The following is an 18,097-nucleotide window of genomic DNA, read 5'->3' on the forward strand; positions in this document are numbered from 1 at the left end:
CCTAACTTCTCGGTGAGGCCGGGTGGGGAGCGTCGAGCCCCCTCACCCCAACCCTCTCCCCGCGGGGAGAGGGAGCCGGGCGTTCTACTCCCCCGCCATCGGCGCGGGGTTGCTCATTCCGCCGCCATGGGCGCGATGGCCGCTACTCCGCCGCCATCGGCGGCGGGGGCATGCGGTGGACCGTGGGCAGCACCGAGGTCGGCGGCGCGGCGTCTTCGTCCTCCGCCTCGTCGCGCGCGCCGACGAAGCGGCCGAAGATCCGCCCGAACAGGCGACCGAGATCGTCCATCAGCGTGAACACCGCCGGCACGAACACCAGCGACAGCAGGGTCGAGGCCAGCAGGCCGCCGATCACCGCGATCGCCATCGGCGCGCGGAAGGCGGCACCCTCGCCGAGCCCGATGGCGGACGGCACCATGCCCGCCGCCATCGCGATGGTGGTCATCACGATCGGCTGCGCGCGCTTGCGGCCGGCCTCGATCAGCGCGGTGGTGCGGTCATGGCCCGCCGCCACCGATTCGAGGGCGAAATCGACCAGCAGGATCGCGTTCTTGGTCACGATACCCATGAGCATCAGGAAGCCGATCACCACCGGCAGCGTCATCGCATTATTGGTGAGCAGCAGCGCGATGAAGGCGCCACCCACCGACAGCGGCAGCGCCACCAGAATGGTGATGGGCTGCAGCACATTGGCGAACAGCAGCACCAGCACCGCCAGCACCATCATCACGCCCGCGCTCATGGCGGTGGCGAAGCCGCCGAACACCTCGGCCATGATCTCGGCGTCGCCGCTTTCCTTCAGCGTCACCCCGGCCGGCAGGTTCTTGGCGGCGGGCAGCGCATAGACCTCGGCGAGCGCCTCGCCAAGCTGGGTGGTGCCGGCCAGATCCGCCTCGATGGCGACGCGGCGCGCGCGGTCGTAGCGGTCGAGGCTTGAGGGGCCGGAGCCGAAGACGAGGTCCGCCACCGAGGACAGCGGCACCGCCGCGCCGGAGGCGGTGCGCACCTTCAGCGTCTCGAAGGTGGCGATGGCCGACCGCGCCTCTTCGTCGAGCTGGACCCGGATCGGCACCTGACGGTCGCCGGCCGAGAACTTGGCGAGGTTCTGCGAGACGTCGCCAATGGTGGCGATGCGCACCGTGTCGGCGATGTCGGCCACCGAGACGCCGAGCTCGGCAGCTTCCGCCAGCTTGGGAACCACGCGGATTTCCGGGCGCTCCAGCGCCGCCGAGGTGACGACATTGGTCAGCCCCTTCACGCTTGTGCGGATTTCGCGCTCCAGCTCCAGCGCGCTTGCCTCGACTTGCGCGCCATCGGAGCCCGACAGGATGATGGTGAATTCGCGCCCGCCCGGCCCGGCGCCGCCCGAGGCGCCGAAGTTGAACCGCAGATCGGGAATGCGCGCAATCTCCTCCTGCATCCGCATCTCGAACTGCTTCTGGGTATCGTTACGCTCGGCGCGCGGCACCAGATTGATGATCATGGTCGCCTTGCGCACCTCGCCGGCCGCGCTCACCGGCCCGGCGGACGCCCCACCGCCGGCGGTCGCGAACACGCTGGCGACCTCCGGCTGCTGGCGCAGCTCGTCGGAAATCTCGTCCACCACCTTCTGCGTGCTGGCGAGCGTCGAGCCCGGCGGCAGCTCCAGCACCAGCACCGAGCGCGACACGTCGGCATTGGGAATGAAGCCCGAGGGCAGCAGGGTGGAAAGCCACATCGAGCCGATGAACAGCAGGATGCCGCCGGCCGTGGTGATGAAGCGGTGCTTCACCGACGCTTTCAGCAGCCGGACATAGAACCGCATCACAAGGCCGTCCGGCGTCTCCCGGTGGCCGGAATCGCGCATGAAATACGCAGCGAGCATCGGGGTCAGCAGCCGGGCGACGGCCAGCGAGAACAGCACCGCCACCGCGACCGTGATGCCGAACTGGCGGAAATACTGCCCGGCAATGCCGCCCATGAAGCTCACCGGCATGAACACCGCCACGATGGTCAGCGTGGTCGCGACCACGGCGAGGCCGATCTCGTCGGCGGCGTCGATGGCGGCGCGGTAGGCGCTCTTGCCCATGCGCATATGGCGCACGATGTTCTCGATCTCGACGATGGCGTCGTCGACCAGAATGCCGGTCACCAGCGTCACCGCCAGCAGGCTCACCCCGTTCAGCGAGAAGCCGAGCATGTCCATCACCCAGAAGGTGGGCAGGATGGACAGCGGGATCGCCAGCGCCGAGATGATGGTGGCGCGCCAGTCGCGCAGGAACAGCAGCACCACGATCACCGCGAGGATCGCGCCCTCGACCAGCGTGTGCATAGCCGATTCATAGTCGGCCTGGGTGTATTTCACCGTGGAGTCGATCAGGGTGATGTCGACCTCCGGGTGCGCCTTCTCCAGCGCGGCCAGCGCCTCGGCCACCCGGTCGGCGACCACGACGTCGGAGAAACCCTTGGCGCGGTAGATGCCGAAGGCCACCACCGGCTTGCCGTCGAGCCGGGCGAAGATGCGCGGCTCGGCCGCGCCGTCGGTCACGGTGCCGAGATCGGCGAGCCGCACCTGGCGCGCCGAAGAGGTGGCGGTGGCCGGCAAAGCGATATGGGTCTGCGCCAGTTCGTCCACGGTCAGCGCGCCGCCGAGCGTGCGCACCGACTGCTCCTGCGAGCCGATTTCGCCGCGCCCGCCGGCAAGGTCGACATTGGTGGCGGCGAGCTGGCGGTTGACGTCCGCCGCCGTCACGCCGAGCGCGGCGAGCCGGTCGGGATTGAGCGAGATGCGGATCTCGCGGTCGACGCCGCCCTCGCGCTTGACCTGCGCCACGCCGCGCACGCCCTGCAGCGCGCGGATGACGGTATCGTCCACGAACCACGACAATTCGTCCGGCGTCATGGCCGGGGCCGAGGCGGCATAAGTGACGATCGACATGCCCTCGACATCGATGCGCTGGATCAGCGGCTCCTCGATGCTCTGCGGCAGCTCGGAGCGGATGCCGGTCACCGCGTCGCGCACGTCGTTCACGGCGCGGTCGACCTGGGTCTCAAGCTGGAACTCGACCGTGGTGACCGAGGCGCCCTCGGTGATGGAGGAGGTGATGTGCTTCACCCCCTGCACGCCGGCAATGGCGGTTTCCACGCGCTTGGTGACCTGGGTCTCAAGCTCGCTCGGCGCCGCGCCGGGCTGGGCGACGGTGACGGCGACGATCGGCACGTCGATGTTCGGCATGCGGGTGATCGGCAGCCGGTCGAAGGTGTAGAGGCCGAGCGCGGTCAGCACCACGAACAGCACGATGGAGGGAACCGGCTTTCGGATCGACCAGGCGGAGATATTGAGGGCCATCAGGCACCACCCTTCGCGGACGCGGATAGCGAGGCCGGATCGACCGGCACCGGAGTCACGTGGTCGCCGTCGCGCAGGAAGCCGCCGGCGCGCGCCACCACGCTCTCGCCCTCCTTCAGCCCCTCGACGATCTCGACATAGCCCTCGCCCTTGAGGCCGGTTTTCACCGCGCGCTGCTCGACGCGCTCATTGGCGACCACCAGCACGAAGGTGCCCTGCGGGCTGAACTGGACCGCCGATTGCGGCAGGGCCACGCCCTCGCGGCGCGCAACATCGATGGTGCCGCGGGCATAGGCGCCGGGGCGCAGGCGCTCGTCGGCCGGCATCGCCACCGCGACGCGGGCGAGGCGGGTGGCCGGGTCGACCTTGGCGCCAACGAGGCGGATTTCCGCCATGACCGGCGCGTCGAAGCCGGCGGGCACCACCGCGACCTTCATACCGGCGGCGATGCGCGGCAGCATGGATTCCGGCACTTCGGCGTCGAGGTCGATCGCGCCGTCCTTCACGATGCGGAACAGCGGTTCGGCATTGGCCGAGAGCACGATGGCGCCGAGCCGGGCGGCGCGGGCGGACACGATGCCGGCTTCCGGCGCCTTGATGTCGGTGCGGGCGAGGCGGACCTCCAGCTCGTCGCGCATCGCCTTGATCTGGTCGGCCTCGGCCTCGGCGGCCGTGACCATCTCCTGCGCGGCGGTGACCTGCGCGGCCGCCACCTTCACGGCGCGCTCGCGCTGGTCCAGCACTTCCTGCGAGGTGGCGCCGGTCTTGATCAAGGTGCGCGCGCGCTCGACGGCGGCCTCGGCCTCGATGCGCTGGGCAATGGCCTGTTCGAGCGAGGCCTTCTGCTGGGCGATGGCGGCCTGCGCCTTGGCGGCGTTCGCCGCGTTCTGCGCCAGCAGCGTGTCGAGCATGTCGCGCGACAGCCGGGCCAGAACCTGGCCCTTCTCGACGCGATCGCCCTCGTCGACCAGAATATCGACGATGCGGAAGCCGTCGATCTCCGGTCCGACCATGATTTCCTCGCGCGGGACCAGCGTGCCGGTCACCGGCAGCCGCTCGGCCACCTCGCGCCGCGCGGCGGGCACCACCGAAATCGCGATGCCGCGCACCTGCGCGGGCTCGGGCACGCTCGGCGTCGCCTGCGCGGTATCGGACAGGCCGAGCCCGTCCGCCACCCGGTCGCCGAAGGCGAGATAGCCGAACCCGACCACGACAGCGGTCAGGCCGACGGCGAGCACGACGCGCCCGCGAACGGAGGGAGACTTCACACTCATGACCGGGCGTCCGTGGCAGTGGTGGTGCGGGGGGCCAGCATGCGGCGGATCAGATCGCCCAGAACGGGCATCATCTCGCCGAGCGGCAATTCGGGGGACAGGCGGTTGCGCAGCATGAGGCCGTCGCCGATGGCGTTGATCATCACCATCACCGCATCGGGATCGAGCCCGGCATCGACCTCGCCGCGCGCCTGAGCCGCCAGCAGCGCGCGCCGCATCGACTGGTCCATCTCGGCCTCGACCTCGTCGAACATCACCTTCAGCGCAGGATTACGCATCGCCTCGGCGGCGATCTCCGGGCCAAGCTCGGCGCAGACCATCTCCATCTCGCCGGTGAACAGCTGCGTGCCCATGGCGGTCAGCGCCCCGACGAAATCCGGCGCGCTCTCCAGATGCTCCATCAGCCGCGCGCGCAGCGTCCGCTCCTCCTCGACGATCGCAATGATGATCGCGTCCTTGGAGGGGAAATAGCGGTAGAGCGCACCGGGGCTCATGCTCGCCTCGGCGCAGATCTCATGCATGCTGGTGCCGTGAAAGCCGTTCCGCGTGAAACAGGCGATCGCCGCGTCGAGCACGCGGCGGCGCGGATCAGCTTTCGGGGCAGTGGCGAGGGCGACCATCAATGGCTCCGGGCTCGATAGAGAGCGAACGTTCGTTCGCATCTATGGCGGAAGCAAGACCTGAGTCAAGAACGAACGTTCGTTCGCACGATTTGCGGCGATCACGGTTAATCGATCCGCGTGCCGAAAGTTGGGAAATCAGGCCGCCGGCACCGCCAGCGTGGCAAAGTCGCCCGCCACCCGGTCATAGACCGCGCGCTTGAACGGAATGATCAGCGCCGGGGTGCGCTCCAGCTGCTCCCAGCGCCATTCCACGAACTCCGGCTTGTGGGCACCGCCGCCGGGATGGAGCACATCGATCTCGCTGTCCGGGCCAGTAAAGCGCAGCGCGACCCATTTCTGGGTCTGGCCGCGAAAGCGCCCCTTCCAGGCCTCGCGCGCGATCGGCTCTGGCAGGTCGTAGGCCAGCCAGTGGGGCGCCTCGCCGAGCGGCTCGACCGAGCGCACATTGGTCTCCTCATAGAGCTCGCGCCGCGCCGCCTCCGCCGGGCTCTCGCCGGCGTCGATCCCGCCCTGCGGCATCTGCCAGCTATGGGTGGCGTCGACATGCTCGGAGCCGCCGCTGCGGCGCCCGATGAACACGAGGCCCGCGCGATTGACCAGGAGGACACCGACGCAGGGGCGATAGGGCAGGTTCTCGAAAGGGGTCATGGCGGGCGCGTGACTGGCGGGGTTCATGGCTGAGGCGGCATCATGATAGGCGATGACGACGCCAATGCGTAGCGTTCAGCGCGTCACCGGCTGCCCGGCTGGCAGCGCGAGAGGCGCCACGGTCAGCAGCGCGGAACGGGCGGTTGCCAGATTGGGCGCGGGATCGGAGATCACCGCGTCACCGGCCGCGCTGCTATCGAAGCCGGGGCGCAGCATCGGCGCATCCGCCGGCACCGGCGCGCCGCCGGGCAGCATCAGCGCGGGATGATCGGTCCAGGCCGGCTCGGAGCCGCGCGTGGAGAGCCAACCGAACAGCACCCCGACCACCGCGAGCCCGGCCACGCCGAAGATCGCGACCGCCGCCCGGTTGTGAGCGCTGTCGCGCCCGTCATCGCGGCCGAGCGGGTCGCCGGCCACCCGGTCGTCGTCGACAAGGATCGGCAGGCGCGGCGCGGCGGTGTTGCGAAGCATGTCCATGCCGCCTTATCGCGCCGGACCAAGGCAGGATCGCGGCAGGAAGGCGCGGAATCGTTGCGCACACGCAACAGCTTGGCGCAAAGAAAAACCCCGCCCGGTCGCGGGCGGGGTCGTGTTGCTCTGGCCGGAGGGTCGCGCCTTGGCGCGGTGGGCCTCAGTTCGGGACGGCGGCCTTGGGATCGGCCGGATAGGCCGCATTCTTCTGCACGCCATGCATCAGGTCGATGGCGAGCTGGAGCTGGGTGTCGTCCTTGGGATCCGGCGGCACATAGGCGGGCGAGCCCGTCTTCTCGTCCTCGCCGTTCTTCAGGTGGCCCTTGAGCGAAGCTTCGCCGCGCGTGGTCTCGATGCCGGCAGCCTCGGCCTTCTCCTTCACGTCCTTGGGGACGTCCTGGATCAGCTCGATGTCGGGCTGGATGCCCTTGGCCTGGATCGAGCGGCCCGACGGCGTGTAGTAGCGCGCCGTGGTCAGCTTGATCGCGGCATTGCCGGAGACCGGGATCACCGACTGCACCGAGGCCTTGCCGAAGGAGAGCGAGCCGAGAATGGTCGCGCGCTTGTGGTCCTGCAGCGCGCCGGCGACGATTTCCGACGCCGAGGCCGAGCCGCCATTGACCAGCACGATCACCGGCTTGCCCTTGGCGAGGTCGCCGGGGCGGGCATTGTAGCGCTCGGTCGAGTTCGGGTCGCGGCCGCGGGTCGAGACGATCTCGCCGCGGTCGAGGAACACGTCGGAGACCTCGATCGCCTGCGGCAGCACGCCACCGGGATTGTTGCGCAGGTCGATGATGAAGCCCTTGAGCTTGTCCTCGCCGATCTTGGCGGTGAGGTCGGCGATGGCCTTCTTCAGCCCGTCCGAGGTCGGATCGGCGAACTGCGAGATGCGGATATAGCCGATATCCTCGCCCTCGACGCGGGAGCGCACGGTGTTGAGGCTGATGAGGTCGCGCACCAGCGTGAATTCGAGCGGCTTGTCCTCGCCCTTGCGGATGACGGTCAGCTTGATGGGGGTCGCCACCGCGCCGCGCATCTTCTCGACCGCCTGGCTGAGCGTCATGCCCTTGACGTCCTCGTCGTCCAGCTTGGCGATCAGGTCGCCGGCCTGGATGCCGGCCTTGGCGGCGGGTGTCTCGTCCATCGGGGCGACGACCTTGACGAGGCCGTCCTCCATCGTGACCTCGATGCCCAGCCCGCCGAACTGGCCGCGGGTGTTCACCTGCATGTCACGGTATTCTTTGAGGTCGAGATAGGCGGAATGCGGATCGAGCGAGGAGAGCATGCCGTTGATGGCCGCCTCGATCAGCTTGGAATCCTCCGGCTTCTCGATGTAGTCGGCGCGCACGCGCTCGAACACGTCGCCGAACAGGTTGAGCTGCCGATAGGTGTCGGAGGCGGCCGCGACCGCCTTGCCCGGCTCCAGCAGCAGACGAGGCTGCGAAACGCCGACCGCGACGATGGCACCGGCCGCCACACCCATGAGAAATACTGACGTCCTACGCATCATCCGCGAACCTTCTCGCTCTCGCTCGTCGCCCACCAGGGCGTGGGATCGATCGAATTTCCGTCCTTACGGAACTCGACGTAAAGAATAGGTTGGGCGGTTCCAAGGCCGACCGACGAAACCAGCTGCGGGCCATTGCCCATCACCGCCACCGGCTCCCCGGCCAGAACGAACTGTCCCAGACCGACCGTTATCTTATCCATCCCCGCCAGCAATATATGGTATCCGCCGCCCGCGTTGATGATCAATAGCTGTCCGTAGGAGCGGAACGGGCCGGCATAGACCACCCAGCCGTCGCTCGGTGCCGATACCTGGGCCTGCGCGCGGGTGCCGAAGGAAATGCCCTTCTCCGCCCCGCCATAGGCATCGGGCATGCCGAACTGCTTGAGCACATTGCCGCCCGCCGGCTGGTGCAGAAGCCCCTTGGCCTCCTCGAACGCAATGCCCGGCGTCAGGCGCCCCGGATTGGAGAGCGCGGCCAGCTTGTCCTCAGGCCCTTGATTTTCCTTGGCGATCGCCGCGCGCGCCGCCTCGGCGGCCTCCCGCGCGGCCTTGATCTCGGTCTCCATCCGCGTCATCAGCTCGCGGACATTCCCCGCTTCCGCCGCCAGCGCCTCGGCCCGCGCCTTCTCCCCGGCGAGCGCGGCTTCGCCCGCCGCCAGCGAGGCCTGGCGCTCCTCGATCAGGGCGCTGGTGCGGCGGCGCTCCTCGGCAAGCGAGAGTTTCAATTCTGCGAGAGCGTCGCGCTCGCTCACCGTCTCGCGGCGCACCCGCTCCTGCGCGGCGAGCTCGACGGCGAGCAGATCGGTCTCGGCGCGCAGCTCCGGCAGCACCGCGCCCAGCAGCATGGCCGAGCGCACCGAATCCAGTGCGTCGTCGGGGCGCACCAGCAGCGCGGGCGGTGGCAGGCGGCCAAGCCGGACCAGCCCGCCCAGCACTTCGGCAAGGGTCGAGCGGCGCGCGTCGAGCGAGTCGCGGATGTCCTGCGCCTCGCGGCCGAGAATCACCAGGCGCTGCTCGCTGGCGTCGAGCTTTTCCTCGACCTCGCGCACCCGCACCGCGGTATCGATCAGCGCGCTGGTGAGCTTGGCGCGGTCCCCGCGCAGGGCGGCGATCTCCTGCTGCAGCCGCGCCTGCTCGGCAGCGCTGCCCTTCATGTCGGCGTCGAGCTTCTCGATGCGCTCCCTCTGGGCGCGAGCGGCATCGGTCTCGCCGGACGGCGCGGATGACTGCGCCGCCAGGGGCCCCGACCACGCGAGCACGGCGAGAAGCGCGAGCGCGGCCCCGCCTCCGGCACGCAGGCGCGCGGAGCTGGGCGGCGGGAAGCGCAGGCGGACGGGCGGAATGAGCATCGGATCAGGAGAGGCTGCGTCGGTTAATGCCCACTTAACAGGAAAACGCCAACCGCCGGGAGGGCCGGCGTTATCCCGCATCCGTGCAGCTGACGGCGCCGGCGCGGGACAGGATCAGGCCGGCAGGACCACGACCTTGGTCTTGACCGGGGTCTTGTCATAGAGGTCGATCATGTCCTGGCTGAGCAGGCCGACACAGCCGCTGGTGATCCCCGAGCCGATGGTCTCCGGAGCGCTGGTCGCGTAGATCGTGTACAGCGTGTAGACGCCGTTCTGATAGAGGTGGAGCGTGCGGGCGCCGAGCGGGTTGTCGAGGCCGCCGGGCATGCCGCCGGCATATTTGGCCGCCTCGGGCTGGCGCTTGATCATTTCCTTCGGCGGCGTCCAGGTCGCCCATTCGCTCTTGCGCCCGACATAGGCGTCGCCGCTCCAGCGGAACCCGTCGCGGCCGACATTGGCGCCGTAGCGGGTCGCTTTGCCGTCTCCTTCGACACGGTAGACGTAGTAATTGGCGGGATCGACGATGATGGTGCCCGGTTCTTCCTCGGAGGCATAGGCCACGGTCCGGCGGAAATATTTCCGGTCCACCTTGGAGAGATCGACGCCGGGGATCGGAAATTTCTCCTCCGGCAGCGGCCCGTAGACCTTCTGCGCCTCGGCAAGGCTCATGCCGTCCACCGACGCGCAGCCCCCGAGCCCCAGCGCACCCAGCCCGAGGGCGGAGCCGGCCAGGAACGAGCGGCGGCTCAACAGGCCGGCGCGGCCGGGTTCATCCATGCGGCCGGCAGCCGCCTTGCTGGGGTTCTTCATCATGATCGGGTGGTCTCGTATCCTGCTGCGCGGACATTGCCGGCAGGCGGTTCGGGTGGCAAGTCGTGTCTCAGCGCCGTGACGCAGCGCCGTGACGCGGTATGTGAATCCGGCTCACGCCTTGTGATAGGGATGGCCGGCAAGGATCGTCGTCACGCGATAGATCTGCTCGGCGAGCATCACACGCACCAATTGGTGCGGAAACGTGGCGCGGCCGAAGGCGACCAGCCGGTCGGCCCGCTCGTGCACCTCCGGGCTCAGCCCGTCCGCCCCGCCGATCAGGAAGGACAGCGCGCGCACGCCCCGGTCACGCAGCGCCGCGACGTCGGCGGCAAGCTGTTCGCTGGAGAGTTCCGTGCCGCGCGGGTCGAGGGCGAGCACCGCGGTTTCCTCGGGAAGCGCGGCGAGGAGGGCCGTGCCTTCCTCGCTCATGCGGTCATCGGCGCGGCGCGCCATGCTTTCGGAAATCTCGGCGATGTCCGGCCCGCTGAGGCCGAGCGCCCGGCCGCCCTTGCGGGTGCGCTCGATATAACGCGCGCACAATTCCCGTTCGGGTCCGGCTTTGAGCCGGCCCACGGCACAGACCAGTAGCCGCACCCTTCGGGCTCAGCCGCGCGGCATTTTGGAAGACGCGTCGGCATGGGCGCCGGACCACATCTTCTCGATATTGTAGAAGCTCCGCACTTCCGGCTGGAAGATGTGGACGATGACATCGTCGGCATCGATCAGCACCCAGTCGCAGGCCGGGAAGCCCTCGACGCGGATGTTCTTCACGCCGCGTTCCTTGAGCGCCTCGACGAGGTGCTCGGCAAGGGCGCCGACGTGACGCTGCGCACGGCCAGACGCCACGACCATGTAGTCGGCGATCGTGGTCTTGCCGCGCAGTTCGATGGAAATGATGTCCTCGGCCTTGTCTTCGTCGAGACGGGTGAGCACAAGAGCCAGGATCTCCTCCGCGTCATAACGCGGCTCGGAGACAGGGGCAGTCGCCGGGCTGGAGGCGGCCGCTGAGAGCGCCATGGTGGACAGGGGTCCGAATCCTCTCGTCAACATGCATAGCGGGCAGCGGATGCTCCGCGCCGTTCATGCCCCTTTAAGATAATGCCGAAACGGCATGTTTTTCAACCGTCGTGGCGCATTTAGGGGCATTCGCTCCCGATGGAGCGTCGCTGCGCCCGGCCGCCTCGCGCAGCAGGGTCGAGGAAAGCGGCGATTTCAGCCCGTGGAGGAACAGCCAGGCCGGCGCCTTGAGCCCGGCGAGCCGGGGCGCTTCCCGCTCGTCGAGCCGCCACGGCGCCAGAGCGCTCGCCGCCGGCGAGGCCATGGCGCGGAAGGTGGAGCCCGGCCGGTCGATCACCGCGATCGGCACCAGGTCGGCCAGCGCCCGCCAGCGCTGCCAGCGATGGAACGAGGCGAGGTTGTCCGCGCCCATCAGCCAGACGAAATCTACCTGCGGAAAGCGCCGCACCAGCGCGGCCACCGTGTCGTAGCTGTAGCGCGTGCCCAGCAGCGCCTCGCAGCCGGTCGGCACCAGCGCGGGGTGGTGGGCGACCGCGCGGGCCTGCTCGATGCGCCCGGCGAGCGGGGGCAGGCCGCTATTGTCCTTCAGCGGATTGCCGGGCGTCACCAGCCACCACACCTTGTCGAGCCTGAGCCGCTTCAGCGCCAGCAGGCTCGCGGCGCGATGGGCGGCATGGGCGGGGTTGAAGGTGCCGCCATAGAGCCCGATCCGCATGCGCGGCGCGACGGGAGGAAGACGCAGCGCCTCCGGCGGCGCGGCGCCCGCCGCGAGGCGTCCGGTCATGGGCGGATCTGGCCGGTGCCGCGCACCCGGTACTTGAACGAGGTGAGTTGCTCGGCGCCCACCGGCCCACGCGCGTGCATGCGCCCCGTGGCGATGCCGATCTCGCCGCCGAAGCCGAACTCGCCGCCATCGGCGAACTGGGTCGAAGCGTTATGCACCACGATGGCGGAATCCACCTCGGCGAGGAAGCGCGCCGCCGCCTGCTCATCCTCGGTGAGGATGGCGTCTGTGTGGTGCGAGCCATAGGTCTCGATATGCTCGATGGCGGCGTCCAGCCCGTCCACCAGCTTCACCGCGATCACCGCGTCGAGATATTCGGTGCGCCAGTCCTCCTCGGTCGCCGGGGTGACGCGCGGATCGACCGCCTGTGCCGCCTCGTCGCCGCGCACCGCGCAGCCCTCGTCGAGCAGCATGGTCACCAGCGGCTTCAACAGCATGCCGGCGGCCTCGCGGTCGACCAGCAGCGTCTCGGCGGCCCCGCATACGCCGGTGCGGCGCATCTTGGCGTTCTTCACCACCGCGAGCGCCTTGGCGAGCTCGGCGGCCTTGTCGACATAGATGTGCACCAGCCCTTCGAGATGGGCGAACACCGGCACCCGCGCCTCGCTCTGCACGCGGGCGACCAGGCTCTTGCCGCCGCGCGGCACGATCACGTCGATATTGCCGTCGAGCCCGGCGAGCATCGCGCCCACCGCCGCGCGGTCGCGGGTCGGCACCAGCTGGATGGCGTCGGCCGGCAACCCGGCCTCGACCAGGCCGTCGACCATGGCGGCATGGATCGCCCGGCTGGAATGGAAACTGTCCGAGCCGCCGCGCAGGATCACCGCATTGCCGGCCTTGAGGCACAGGCTGCCGGCATCGGCGGTGACGTTGGGCCGGCTCTCATAGATCACGCCGACCACGCCGAGCGGGGTGCGCACGCGCTCCATCACCAGACCGTTCGGCCGCTGCCAGCTCTCGGTGACCTTGCCAACCGGATCGGGCAGCTCGGCGATCTCGGCGACGCCGGCGGCGGTGGCCTCCAGCCGCGCGGCGTTCAGCGTCAGCCGGTCGAGCATGGAGCCGCTGATGCCGGCGGCCTTCGCGCTCGCGACGTCCTCCGCATTGGCCGCGAGGATCGCCGGGGCATTGCGGCGGATCGCCTCGGCCGCCGCCAGCAGCGCCTGACGCTTCACCTCCGGCGGGGCGAGCGCGAGCCGGCGGGCGCTGGCACGGGCGCGGCGCCCGATGTCGGCCATCACGGCACTCACATCGTCGGGAGAGGCGGCTACGGTACGAAGCAGGGTGGCGGACATCGGCTCGTCTCGAAGGCTGCGGTCATAAGGCTGGGCGCCGGCTTTTCCGGGCACCGGAAGGCGCCCTGTCTAACACAATGGGCGCGCCCCGTGCCAAATTCAAATAAAGCCGGCCAGCGGGCGGCCCATGCCGGACGGCGGGACGCGAAATTCACCCGAGGCTTTACCACGCCGCCCGAACGGGCTTGCCATTTGCCGCGCGACATCCGATGTCACGTCGGACGGAACGGTCAATACCCGGGAGATGGTCGCGCGTGCTGCGTGTCTGGGACATCGCATGGGATGCATTCTGGCGCTTCGTCGAGGATGACGGCTGGGCGATCTCCAGCCACATCGCGCTCTCGGCGCTGATGTCGATGTTCCCGTTCCTGATCTTCGTCACCTCGCTCGCCGCGTTCTTCGACTTCAAGAACCTCGCCGACGAGACGGTGGAGCTGATGCTCGAAGCCTGGCCGGCCCAGGTGGCCGCGCCGATCGGCGGCGAGATCAAGAACGTGCTGACCCAGGTACGCACCGACGTGCTGACGCTCGGCGTGTTCTTCGCGATCTACTTCTCCTCCAACGGCATCGAGAGCCTGCGCATCGGGCTCAACCGCGCCTATGGGGTGAAGGAGATGCGCGCCTGGTACTGGCTGCGCCTTGAATCGATCGGCTATGTGCTGGTCGGTGCGGCCGGGCTACTGGCGCTGTCCTTCCTCGTCGTGCTCGGCCCGGTACTGTGGCTGACGGCGGTGCGCTGGATGCCGGCACTGGAGCCGTTCGGCTGGATCATCACCTTCCTGCGCTATGGCGCGACCTCGGTGATCCTGATCGTCGCGCTGGTGGTCGCGCATATGTGGCTGCCCTCCGGCCGCCGGAAGCTGGCGGACGTGCTGCCTGGCATCCTGGTCACGCTCGGCCTGTGGCTGGCGGCAGGCGCGGCGTTCGGGCGCTATCTCGCGGAATTCGCCGGCAATTACGTCACCATGTATGCCGGCCTTGCCTCGGTGATGATCGCGCTGATCTTCCTCTACACCACCGCCTCGATCTTCGTGTATGGCGGCGAACTGAACGCCGCGATCCGCCGCTACCGCCACGGCCATTACTGAGCCGCAGCCTCCTCTCATCGTCAGCTTGTGACCCCGTCCGGGCGGAACCCGCCGGGCCTCCTGCGTCTTGATCTTCTTCAAGGCGCGCCGTCTGGAATCGGCGCGCAATGGGCAGACCAACAAAGCTGCAAGAGGAGGCACGCATGAGCACCGGCTATGACAAGATGAAGATCGCCGCGGGAAGCTGGGTCGTGGTGTGCGACGGCCGCAAGGCGCTGATCCTGTGCAACAAGGGCGACGCCACTTTCCCCAATCTGCGCACCCATGAGGTGCACGAGCAGGCAAACCCGCCGGCGAGTGAACAGGGCACCGATGCGCCGGGCCGCGTCCATCAGTCGGTCGGCACCGCGCGGTCCTCGGTCGAGACCACGGACTGGCACGACGAGGCCGAACGCGAATTCCTGCGCGGCATCGCCGGCCGGCTCGATGCCGCCATTGCGGGCGGCGAGACCTCGGCGCTCATCGTCGTCGCCTCGCCGCGCGCGCTGGGCATGCTGCGTCCGCTCTACAGCGAGGCCATGAAACAGGCGATCACCGCCGAGATCGACCGCGACATGGTGAAGCTGCCGGTCTACGAGATCGAGAAGCTGCTGGCGGCGTGACGGCGGCGCCAGTCCTTCGGGCGGCTTGCTGACAGGGCGCAGACAGGAGCTTGCCGGCAGGGACTTGCCTGCCGCGCACGGGGCGGCGACGATGCGAGGGCACCCTCGCCGCCCGGAGCGCGAACCGCCATGTGGGACTTCTCGTTTCGGACCAGTCTCGGGCTGGTGGCGCGCACCTTCCCCTTCGTCCTGCTGCGTCTCGCGGTCTATCTCGGCATCGCGTTCTTTTATGTCCTCGCCACTGGGCTCGGCATCGGCGCCGGCTGGGGTATCGGCTCGGCCTTCGACGACGGCGCGCTGACCGGAGCCGCGCTCGGTGGCTTCGTCGGGTTCTTCACGGTCGCCGGCGTGCTGTGGTGGGTGCGCGCCTATATCCTCTATCTGGTGAAGGCCGGCCATGTCGCGGCGCTCGACGCGCGGCTGCGCGGGCTGGAGCTGCCGGCCGGGCAGGGCCAGATCGGCTACGCCACCGGCATGGTGAAGGCGCGCTTTGTTGAGGTGAACCTGTTGTTCGGCCTCGACGTGCTGCTGCGCGGCGCGATCGCTGCCCTGGTGGGACTCGCCGGCATGCTGCTGTTCTGGGTGCCCGACGGCGGCCAGCTCGCGCGCTTCTTCCACGCCGTGCTTCGCATCAGCCTCGGCCTCGTCGATGAGGTGATCCTTGCCTACATCATCCGCCATGGCGAGGCCGCGCCGGGGGAGAGCGCCCGCGACGGGCTGGTGCTCTACGCCCAGAACGCGGGAATGCTGCTCAAGAACGGCATCTGGATCGCGCTGATGGAATATGCGCTGGCGATTCTCATCTTCCTCCTGCTGCTCAGCCCGGCGATCGGGCTGGCCTATGCGATGCCCGGCGGCCTCACCGGCTTCGGCGTGGCGTTCGCGGCCGTGCTCGCCTGGAGCCTCAAGCGCGCGCTGATCGAGCCGGTCTCCATCGCCTGCCTGCTTCAGGCCTATGACCGGGCTATCGCCGGACAGGTGCCGGACCCGCAATGGACGGCCCGGCTCGATGGCGCCTCCGCCGCGTTCCGCGAGATGGCAGGCCGGGGCGACGCCCGGCGCGGGGCTCCGTGGCAGAGTGGCGCGGCGACGGGATGATCGCCCACGCGGTTTCGGTCATACTGACAGGCAACGTCACCTTCCTGGAGCACCGATGAAGACGCTCTCCTTTTTCCGCCTCGTGCTGGCGGTCGGCCTGTGCCTCGGCGTCGGGGCGCTGGGATCGATGGTCACCACGCCGAAGATCCCGACCTGGTACGCGACGCTCGCCAAGCCGGACTGGACGCCGCCGGACTGGGTGTTTCCCCTCGCCTGGACCACGCTGTACGTCCTGATGGCCGTGGCGCTGTGGCGGCTGTGGCAGCTCCACGCGCCCTCGCCGCAGCGGCGGCAGGCATTGACGCTGTTCTTCCTCCAGCTCGCGCTTAACGCGCTGTGGTCGCCGGTTTTCTTCGGGCTGGAGGCGATCGGCGCTGCGCTGGTGGTGATCCTCGCGCTGTGGACGGCGATTCTCGCCACCATGCTGGCCTGCATGCGTATCGACCGCACGGCGGCGGCGCTGCTGTCGCCCTATCTGCTATGGGTCTCCTATGCGACGGCGCTGAATGCTGCCATTCTCGGGCTGAACTGAGCCGGCAGATCAATTGCGGTCGTGCCCGGCTGCCGCCGTTTTCTGAAGGTAGTGTTTTCCGATGGACATGCTCACCATCGCCAAGTTCGCCGTGCTGCCGCTCGCCATGGGCTCTGTGGCGGTCGTGCTGGTGCTCGGCCTCGCCAACATGGCACGGGGCGGCTCGCCGCTGCGCTCGCAGAAGCTGATGCAGTGGCGCGTGCTGCTGCAGGCCGTGGCGCTGTGCGTGGCGCTGCTGGTCATCGTGCTGATGCGCATGGCCTAAAGCACAGGGCTGGGCATCGGGGCCGCCATGGTCGTTCTCAACCGCATCTACACCCGCACCGGCGACGACGGCACTACCGCGCTGAGCACCGGCGCGCGCCGGATGAAGCACGATCTGCGCGTGAACGCCTATGGCACGGTCGACGAGACCAATGCCGCGATCGGCGTCGCCCGGCTGCATACCGGCGCGCTGGCGGCGATCGACGCCCCGCTGGCCCGTATCCAGAACGATTTGTTCGACCTCGGCGCCGACCTCGCCACGCCGGAGACCGGCGAGCCCCTCCCCTATGAGCCGCTGCGCATCGTTCCCGCGCAGGTCGAGCTGATCGAGCGCGACATCGACCGGCTCAATGCCGGGCTGAAGCCGCTGCGCTCCTTCGTGCTGCCCGCCGGCACGCCCGCTGCCGCGCATCTGCATGTCGCGCGCACCGTGTGCCGGCGCGCCGAGCGCCTCGTGGTGGAGCTGGCGGGGCAGCCCGGCGAGAGCGTCTCGCCCGACGCGGTGAAATATCTCAACCGGCTCTCCGACCTCTTGTTCGTCATGAGCCGGGCCGCCAATGCAGCGGGCGACGGCGACGTGCTGTGGGTGCCGGCCGCCGGTCGCGAAGGCTAGGGATCGGGGGCCGCCATGCTGCTGCCGATCAACGACGACAACCCGCTGGAAGGCATCACCCACGCCTATGTGACGTGGGGCCTGATCGCGCTGAACGTCCTCATCTTCGTGCTGGTGCAGCAGGGCTGGCGGCCGGAGATCGACATCGCCACCGCCTTCGGCTACGGCGCGATCCCGGCGGTCGTGACCCACGCCGCGGTGCTGCCGGCCGAATATGTGAAGCTGCCGCCGGAGTTGACGCTGGTCTCCTACATGTTCCTGCATGGCGGCTGGCTGCATCTCATCGGCAACATGGCCTTCCTCTGGGTGTTCGGCGACAATGTGGAGGACGCGCTCGGCCATGCCCGCTTCCTCGCCTTCTATCTTCTGTGCGGCATCGCCGGCGGGCTCGCCCATTCGCTGGCCATGCCGGAATCCGCCTCGCCGCTGGTGGGCGCCTCGGCCGGCATATCGGGCCTGGTCGGGGCCTATCTCATGCTGCACCCCAATGTGCGGATCTGGGTGCTGATGTTCCTGCGCGTGCCGCTGCGGATTCCCGCGATCTGGCCGCTCGGCGCCTGGATCGGGTTCCAGCTCTGGAATCTCGCCACCACCACCGATCCCGAAACCGCCTGGTGGGCACATATTGGCGGGCTCGTCACCGGCGCGGTGCTGGTGGTATTCATGCGCCGGCGCGGGGTTCCGCTTTGGGTGATGACCCGCAACGGCTCGCCGAGCGGCACGCCGCCGGTGTAGCCAGCAACACACCGCGCAGCGACGATGTCACCCGCCGGGAACGACCAACGGCC

Annotated in this window: 19 protein-coding genes; 7 read left to right on the plus strand and 12 right to left on the minus strand. The window is 69.0% G+C overall.

The window, feature by feature from the left end; all coding sequences use genetic code 11:
- Positions 1-142: 142 nt before the first annotated feature.
- From VRZ77_RS07590 to VRZ77_RS07645, 12 genes are all read right to left on the minus strand, one after another.
- On the minus strand, positions 143-3,328 hold the full coding sequence (locus VRZ77_RS07590; protein ID WP_414592060.1) for an efflux RND transporter permease subunit: 3,186 nt from the start codon (positions 3,326-3,328) through the stop codon (positions 143-145).
- Positions 3,328-4,602 (minus strand): efflux RND transporter periplasmic adaptor subunit, encoded by a 1,275-nt coding sequence (locus VRZ77_RS07595; protein ID WP_414592061.1) that lies wholly within the window; start codon positions 4,600-4,602, stop codon positions 3,328-3,330. Before VRZ77_RS07595 ends, VRZ77_RS07590 begins: the two co-directional genes overlap by 1 nt.
- Entirely contained in the window at positions 4,599-5,222 is a 624-nt protein-coding gene (locus tag VRZ77_RS07600; RefSeq protein ID WP_414592062.1) for a TetR/AcrR family transcriptional regulator, read from the minus strand. The genes VRZ77_RS07595 and VRZ77_RS07600 overlap by 4 nt, the downstream gene beginning before the upstream one ends.
- Positions 5,223-5,360: 138 nt before the next feature.
- Positions 5,361-5,873 carry an RNA pyrophosphohydrolase gene (locus VRZ77_RS07605; protein WP_414592063.1) on the minus strand — a complete coding sequence of 171 codons (513 nt, stop codon included), beginning with the start codon at positions 5,871-5,873 and terminating at the stop codon, positions 5,361-5,363.
- A 75-nt stretch (positions 5,874-5,948) separates the two neighbouring features.
- Complete coding sequence (locus tag VRZ77_RS07610; RefSeq protein WP_414592064.1) at positions 5,949-6,344, minus strand: hypothetical protein; 396 nt, start codon at positions 6,342-6,344, stop codon at positions 5,949-5,951.
- Between the two features lie 160 nt (positions 6,345-6,504).
- Positions 6,505-7,854, minus strand: a complete 1,350-nt coding sequence (locus tag VRZ77_RS07615; protein WP_414592065.1) for a S41 family peptidase — start codon at positions 7,852-7,854, stop codon at positions 6,505-6,507.
- The gene (locus VRZ77_RS07620) at positions 7,851-9,203 is read right to left on the minus strand and encodes a murein hydrolase activator EnvC family protein (RefSeq protein ID WP_414592066.1); all 1,353 of its coding nucleotides are present in this window, start codon (positions 9,201-9,203) and stop codon (positions 7,851-7,853) included. Before VRZ77_RS07620 ends, VRZ77_RS07615 begins: the two co-directional genes overlap by 4 nt.
- Before the next feature lie 114 nt (positions 9,204-9,317).
- Positions 9,318-10,016 carry a L,D-transpeptidase gene (locus VRZ77_RS07625; RefSeq protein ID WP_414592067.1) on the minus strand — a complete coding sequence of 233 codons (699 nt, stop codon included), beginning with the start codon at positions 10,014-10,016 and terminating at the stop codon, positions 9,318-9,320.
- A 111-nt stretch (positions 10,017-10,127) separates the two neighbouring features.
- Positions 10,128-10,610 carry a 23S rRNA (pseudouridine(1915)-N(3))-methyltransferase RlmH gene (gene rlmH / locus VRZ77_RS07630; protein ID WP_414592068.1) on the minus strand — a complete coding sequence of 161 codons (483 nt, stop codon included), beginning with the start codon at positions 10,608-10,610 and terminating at the stop codon, positions 10,128-10,130.
- Positions 10,611-10,619: 9 nt separating this feature from the next.
- Complete coding sequence (gene rsfS / locus VRZ77_RS07635) at positions 10,620-11,033, minus strand: ribosome silencing factor (protein ID WP_414592069.1); 414 nt, start codon at positions 11,031-11,033, stop codon at positions 10,620-10,622.
- A 73-nt stretch (positions 11,034-11,106) separates the two neighbouring features.
- The gene (locus VRZ77_RS07640; RefSeq protein WP_414592070.1) at positions 11,107-11,817 is read right to left on the minus strand and encodes a nicotinate-nucleotide adenylyltransferase; all 711 of its coding nucleotides are present in this window, start codon (positions 11,815-11,817) and stop codon (positions 11,107-11,109) included.
- The gene (locus tag VRZ77_RS07645) at positions 11,814-13,112 is read right to left on the minus strand and encodes a glutamate-5-semialdehyde dehydrogenase (protein ID WP_414592071.1); all 1,299 of its coding nucleotides are present in this window, start codon (positions 13,110-13,112) and stop codon (positions 11,814-11,816) included. Before VRZ77_RS07645 ends, VRZ77_RS07640 begins: the two co-directional genes overlap by 4 nt.
- A gap of 254 nt (positions 13,113-13,366) precedes the next feature.
- Between VRZ77_RS07645 and VRZ77_RS07650 the strand changes: the two genes are divergently transcribed.
- The 7 genes from VRZ77_RS07650 to VRZ77_RS07680 all read left to right on the plus strand — a co-directional run bounded on the left by VRZ77_RS07650 (position 13,367) and on the right by VRZ77_RS07680 (position 18,044).
- Positions 13,367-14,200 carry a YihY/virulence factor BrkB family protein gene (locus tag VRZ77_RS07650; protein WP_414592072.1) on the plus strand — a complete coding sequence of 278 codons (834 nt, stop codon included), beginning with the start codon at positions 13,367-13,369 and terminating at the stop codon, positions 14,198-14,200.
- A gap of 143 nt (positions 14,201-14,343) precedes the next feature.
- Positions 14,344-14,802: a host attachment protein gene (locus tag VRZ77_RS07655; RefSeq protein WP_414592073.1), complete on the plus strand. Its 459-nt coding sequence runs from the start codon at positions 14,344-14,346 to the stop codon at positions 14,800-14,802.
- A 129-nt stretch (positions 14,803-14,931) separates the two neighbouring features.
- Positions 14,932-15,900 carry a hypothetical protein gene (locus tag VRZ77_RS07660; RefSeq protein WP_414592074.1) on the plus strand — a complete coding sequence of 323 codons (969 nt, stop codon included), beginning with the start codon at positions 14,932-14,934 and terminating at the stop codon, positions 15,898-15,900.
- A gap of 55 nt (positions 15,901-15,955) precedes the next feature.
- Positions 15,956-16,432, plus strand: coding sequence for a TspO/MBR family protein (locus tag VRZ77_RS07665; RefSeq protein ID WP_414592075.1), 477 nt, complete (start codon positions 15,956-15,958; stop codon positions 16,430-16,432).
- 61 nt (positions 16,433-16,493) lie between these two features.
- A complete protein-coding gene (locus tag VRZ77_RS07670) occupies positions 16,494-16,697 on the plus strand; it encodes a twin transmembrane helix small protein (RefSeq protein ID WP_414592076.1) in 204 nt (67 codons plus the stop codon).
- Between the two features lie 27 nt (positions 16,698-16,724).
- On the plus strand, positions 16,725-17,309 hold the full coding sequence (locus tag VRZ77_RS07675; RefSeq protein ID WP_414592077.1) for a cob(I)yrinic acid a,c-diamide adenosyltransferase: 585 nt from the start codon (positions 16,725-16,727) through the stop codon (positions 17,307-17,309).
- A gap of 15 nt (positions 17,310-17,324) precedes the next feature.
- Complete coding sequence (locus VRZ77_RS07680) at positions 17,325-18,044, plus strand: rhomboid family intramembrane serine protease (RefSeq protein ID WP_414592078.1); 720 nt, start codon at positions 17,325-17,327, stop codon at positions 18,042-18,044.
- Positions 18,045-18,097 lie beyond the last annotated feature (53 nt).

This window comes from Ancylobacter sp. G4_0304, from assembly GCF_047501495.1.
GTDB lineage: Bacteria > Pseudomonadota > Alphaproteobacteria > Rhizobiales > Xanthobacteraceae > Ancylobacter.

Coding starts and splice junctions, on each gene's coding strand:
- VRZ77_RS07595 (WP_414592061.1), bottom strand. CDS start 4,602: ATGAGTGTGAAGTCTCCCTCCGTTCGCGGGCGCGTCGTGCTCGCCGTC.
- VRZ77_RS07590 (WP_414592060.1), bottom strand. CDS start 3,328: ATGGCCCTCAATATCTCCGCCTGGTCGATCCGAAAGCCGGTTCCCTCC.
- VRZ77_RS07615 (WP_414592065.1), bottom strand. CDS start 7,854: ATGATGCGTAGGACGTCAGTATTTCTCATGGGTGTGGCGGCCGGTGCC.
- VRZ77_RS07670 (WP_414592076.1), top strand. CDS start 16,494: ATGGACATGCTCACCATCGCCAAGTTCGCCGTGCTGCCGCTCGCCATG.
- VRZ77_RS07645 (WP_414592071.1), bottom strand. CDS start 13,112: ATGTCCGCCACCCTGCTTCGTACCGTAGCCGCCTCTCCCGACGATGTG.
- VRZ77_RS07660 (WP_414592074.1), top strand. CDS start 14,932: ATGTGGGACTTCTCGTTTCGGACCAGTCTCGGGCTGGTGGCGCGCACC.
- VRZ77_RS07600 (WP_414592062.1), bottom strand. CDS start 5,222: ATGGTCGCCCTCGCCACTGCCCCGAAAGCTGATCCGCGCCGCCGCGTG.
- VRZ77_RS07605 (WP_414592063.1), bottom strand. CDS start 5,873: ATGACCCCTTTCGAGAACCTGCCCTATCGCCCCTGCGTCGGTGTCCTC.
- VRZ77_RS07675 (WP_414592077.1), top strand. CDS start 16,725: ATGGTCGTTCTCAACCGCATCTACACCCGCACCGGCGACGACGGCACT.
- VRZ77_RS07610 (WP_414592064.1), bottom strand. CDS start 6,344: ATGCTTCGCAACACCGCCGCGCCGCGCCTGCCGATCCTTGTCGACGAC.
- VRZ77_RS07625 (WP_414592067.1), bottom strand. CDS start 10,016: ATGATGAAGAACCCCAGCAAGGCGGCTGCCGGCCGCATGGATGAACCC.
- VRZ77_RS07680 (WP_414592078.1), top strand. CDS start 17,325: ATGCTGCTGCCGATCAACGACGACAACCCGCTGGAAGGCATCACCCAC.
- VRZ77_RS07640 (WP_414592070.1), bottom strand. CDS start 11,817: ATGACCGGACGCCTCGCGGCGGGCGCCGCGCCGCCGGAGGCGCTGCGT.
- rsfS (WP_414592069.1), bottom strand. CDS start 11,033: ATGGCGCTCTCAGCGGCCGCCTCCAGCCCGGCGACTGCCCCTGTCTCC.
- VRZ77_RS07620 (WP_414592066.1), bottom strand. CDS start 9,203: ATGCTCATTCCGCCCGTCCGCCTGCGCTTCCCGCCGCCCAGCTCCGCG.
- VRZ77_RS07665 (WP_414592075.1), top strand. CDS start 15,956: ATGAAGACGCTCTCCTTTTTCCGCCTCGTGCTGGCGGTCGGCCTGTGC.
- VRZ77_RS07655 (WP_414592073.1), top strand. CDS start 14,344: ATGAGCACCGGCTATGACAAGATGAAGATCGCCGCGGGAAGCTGGGTC.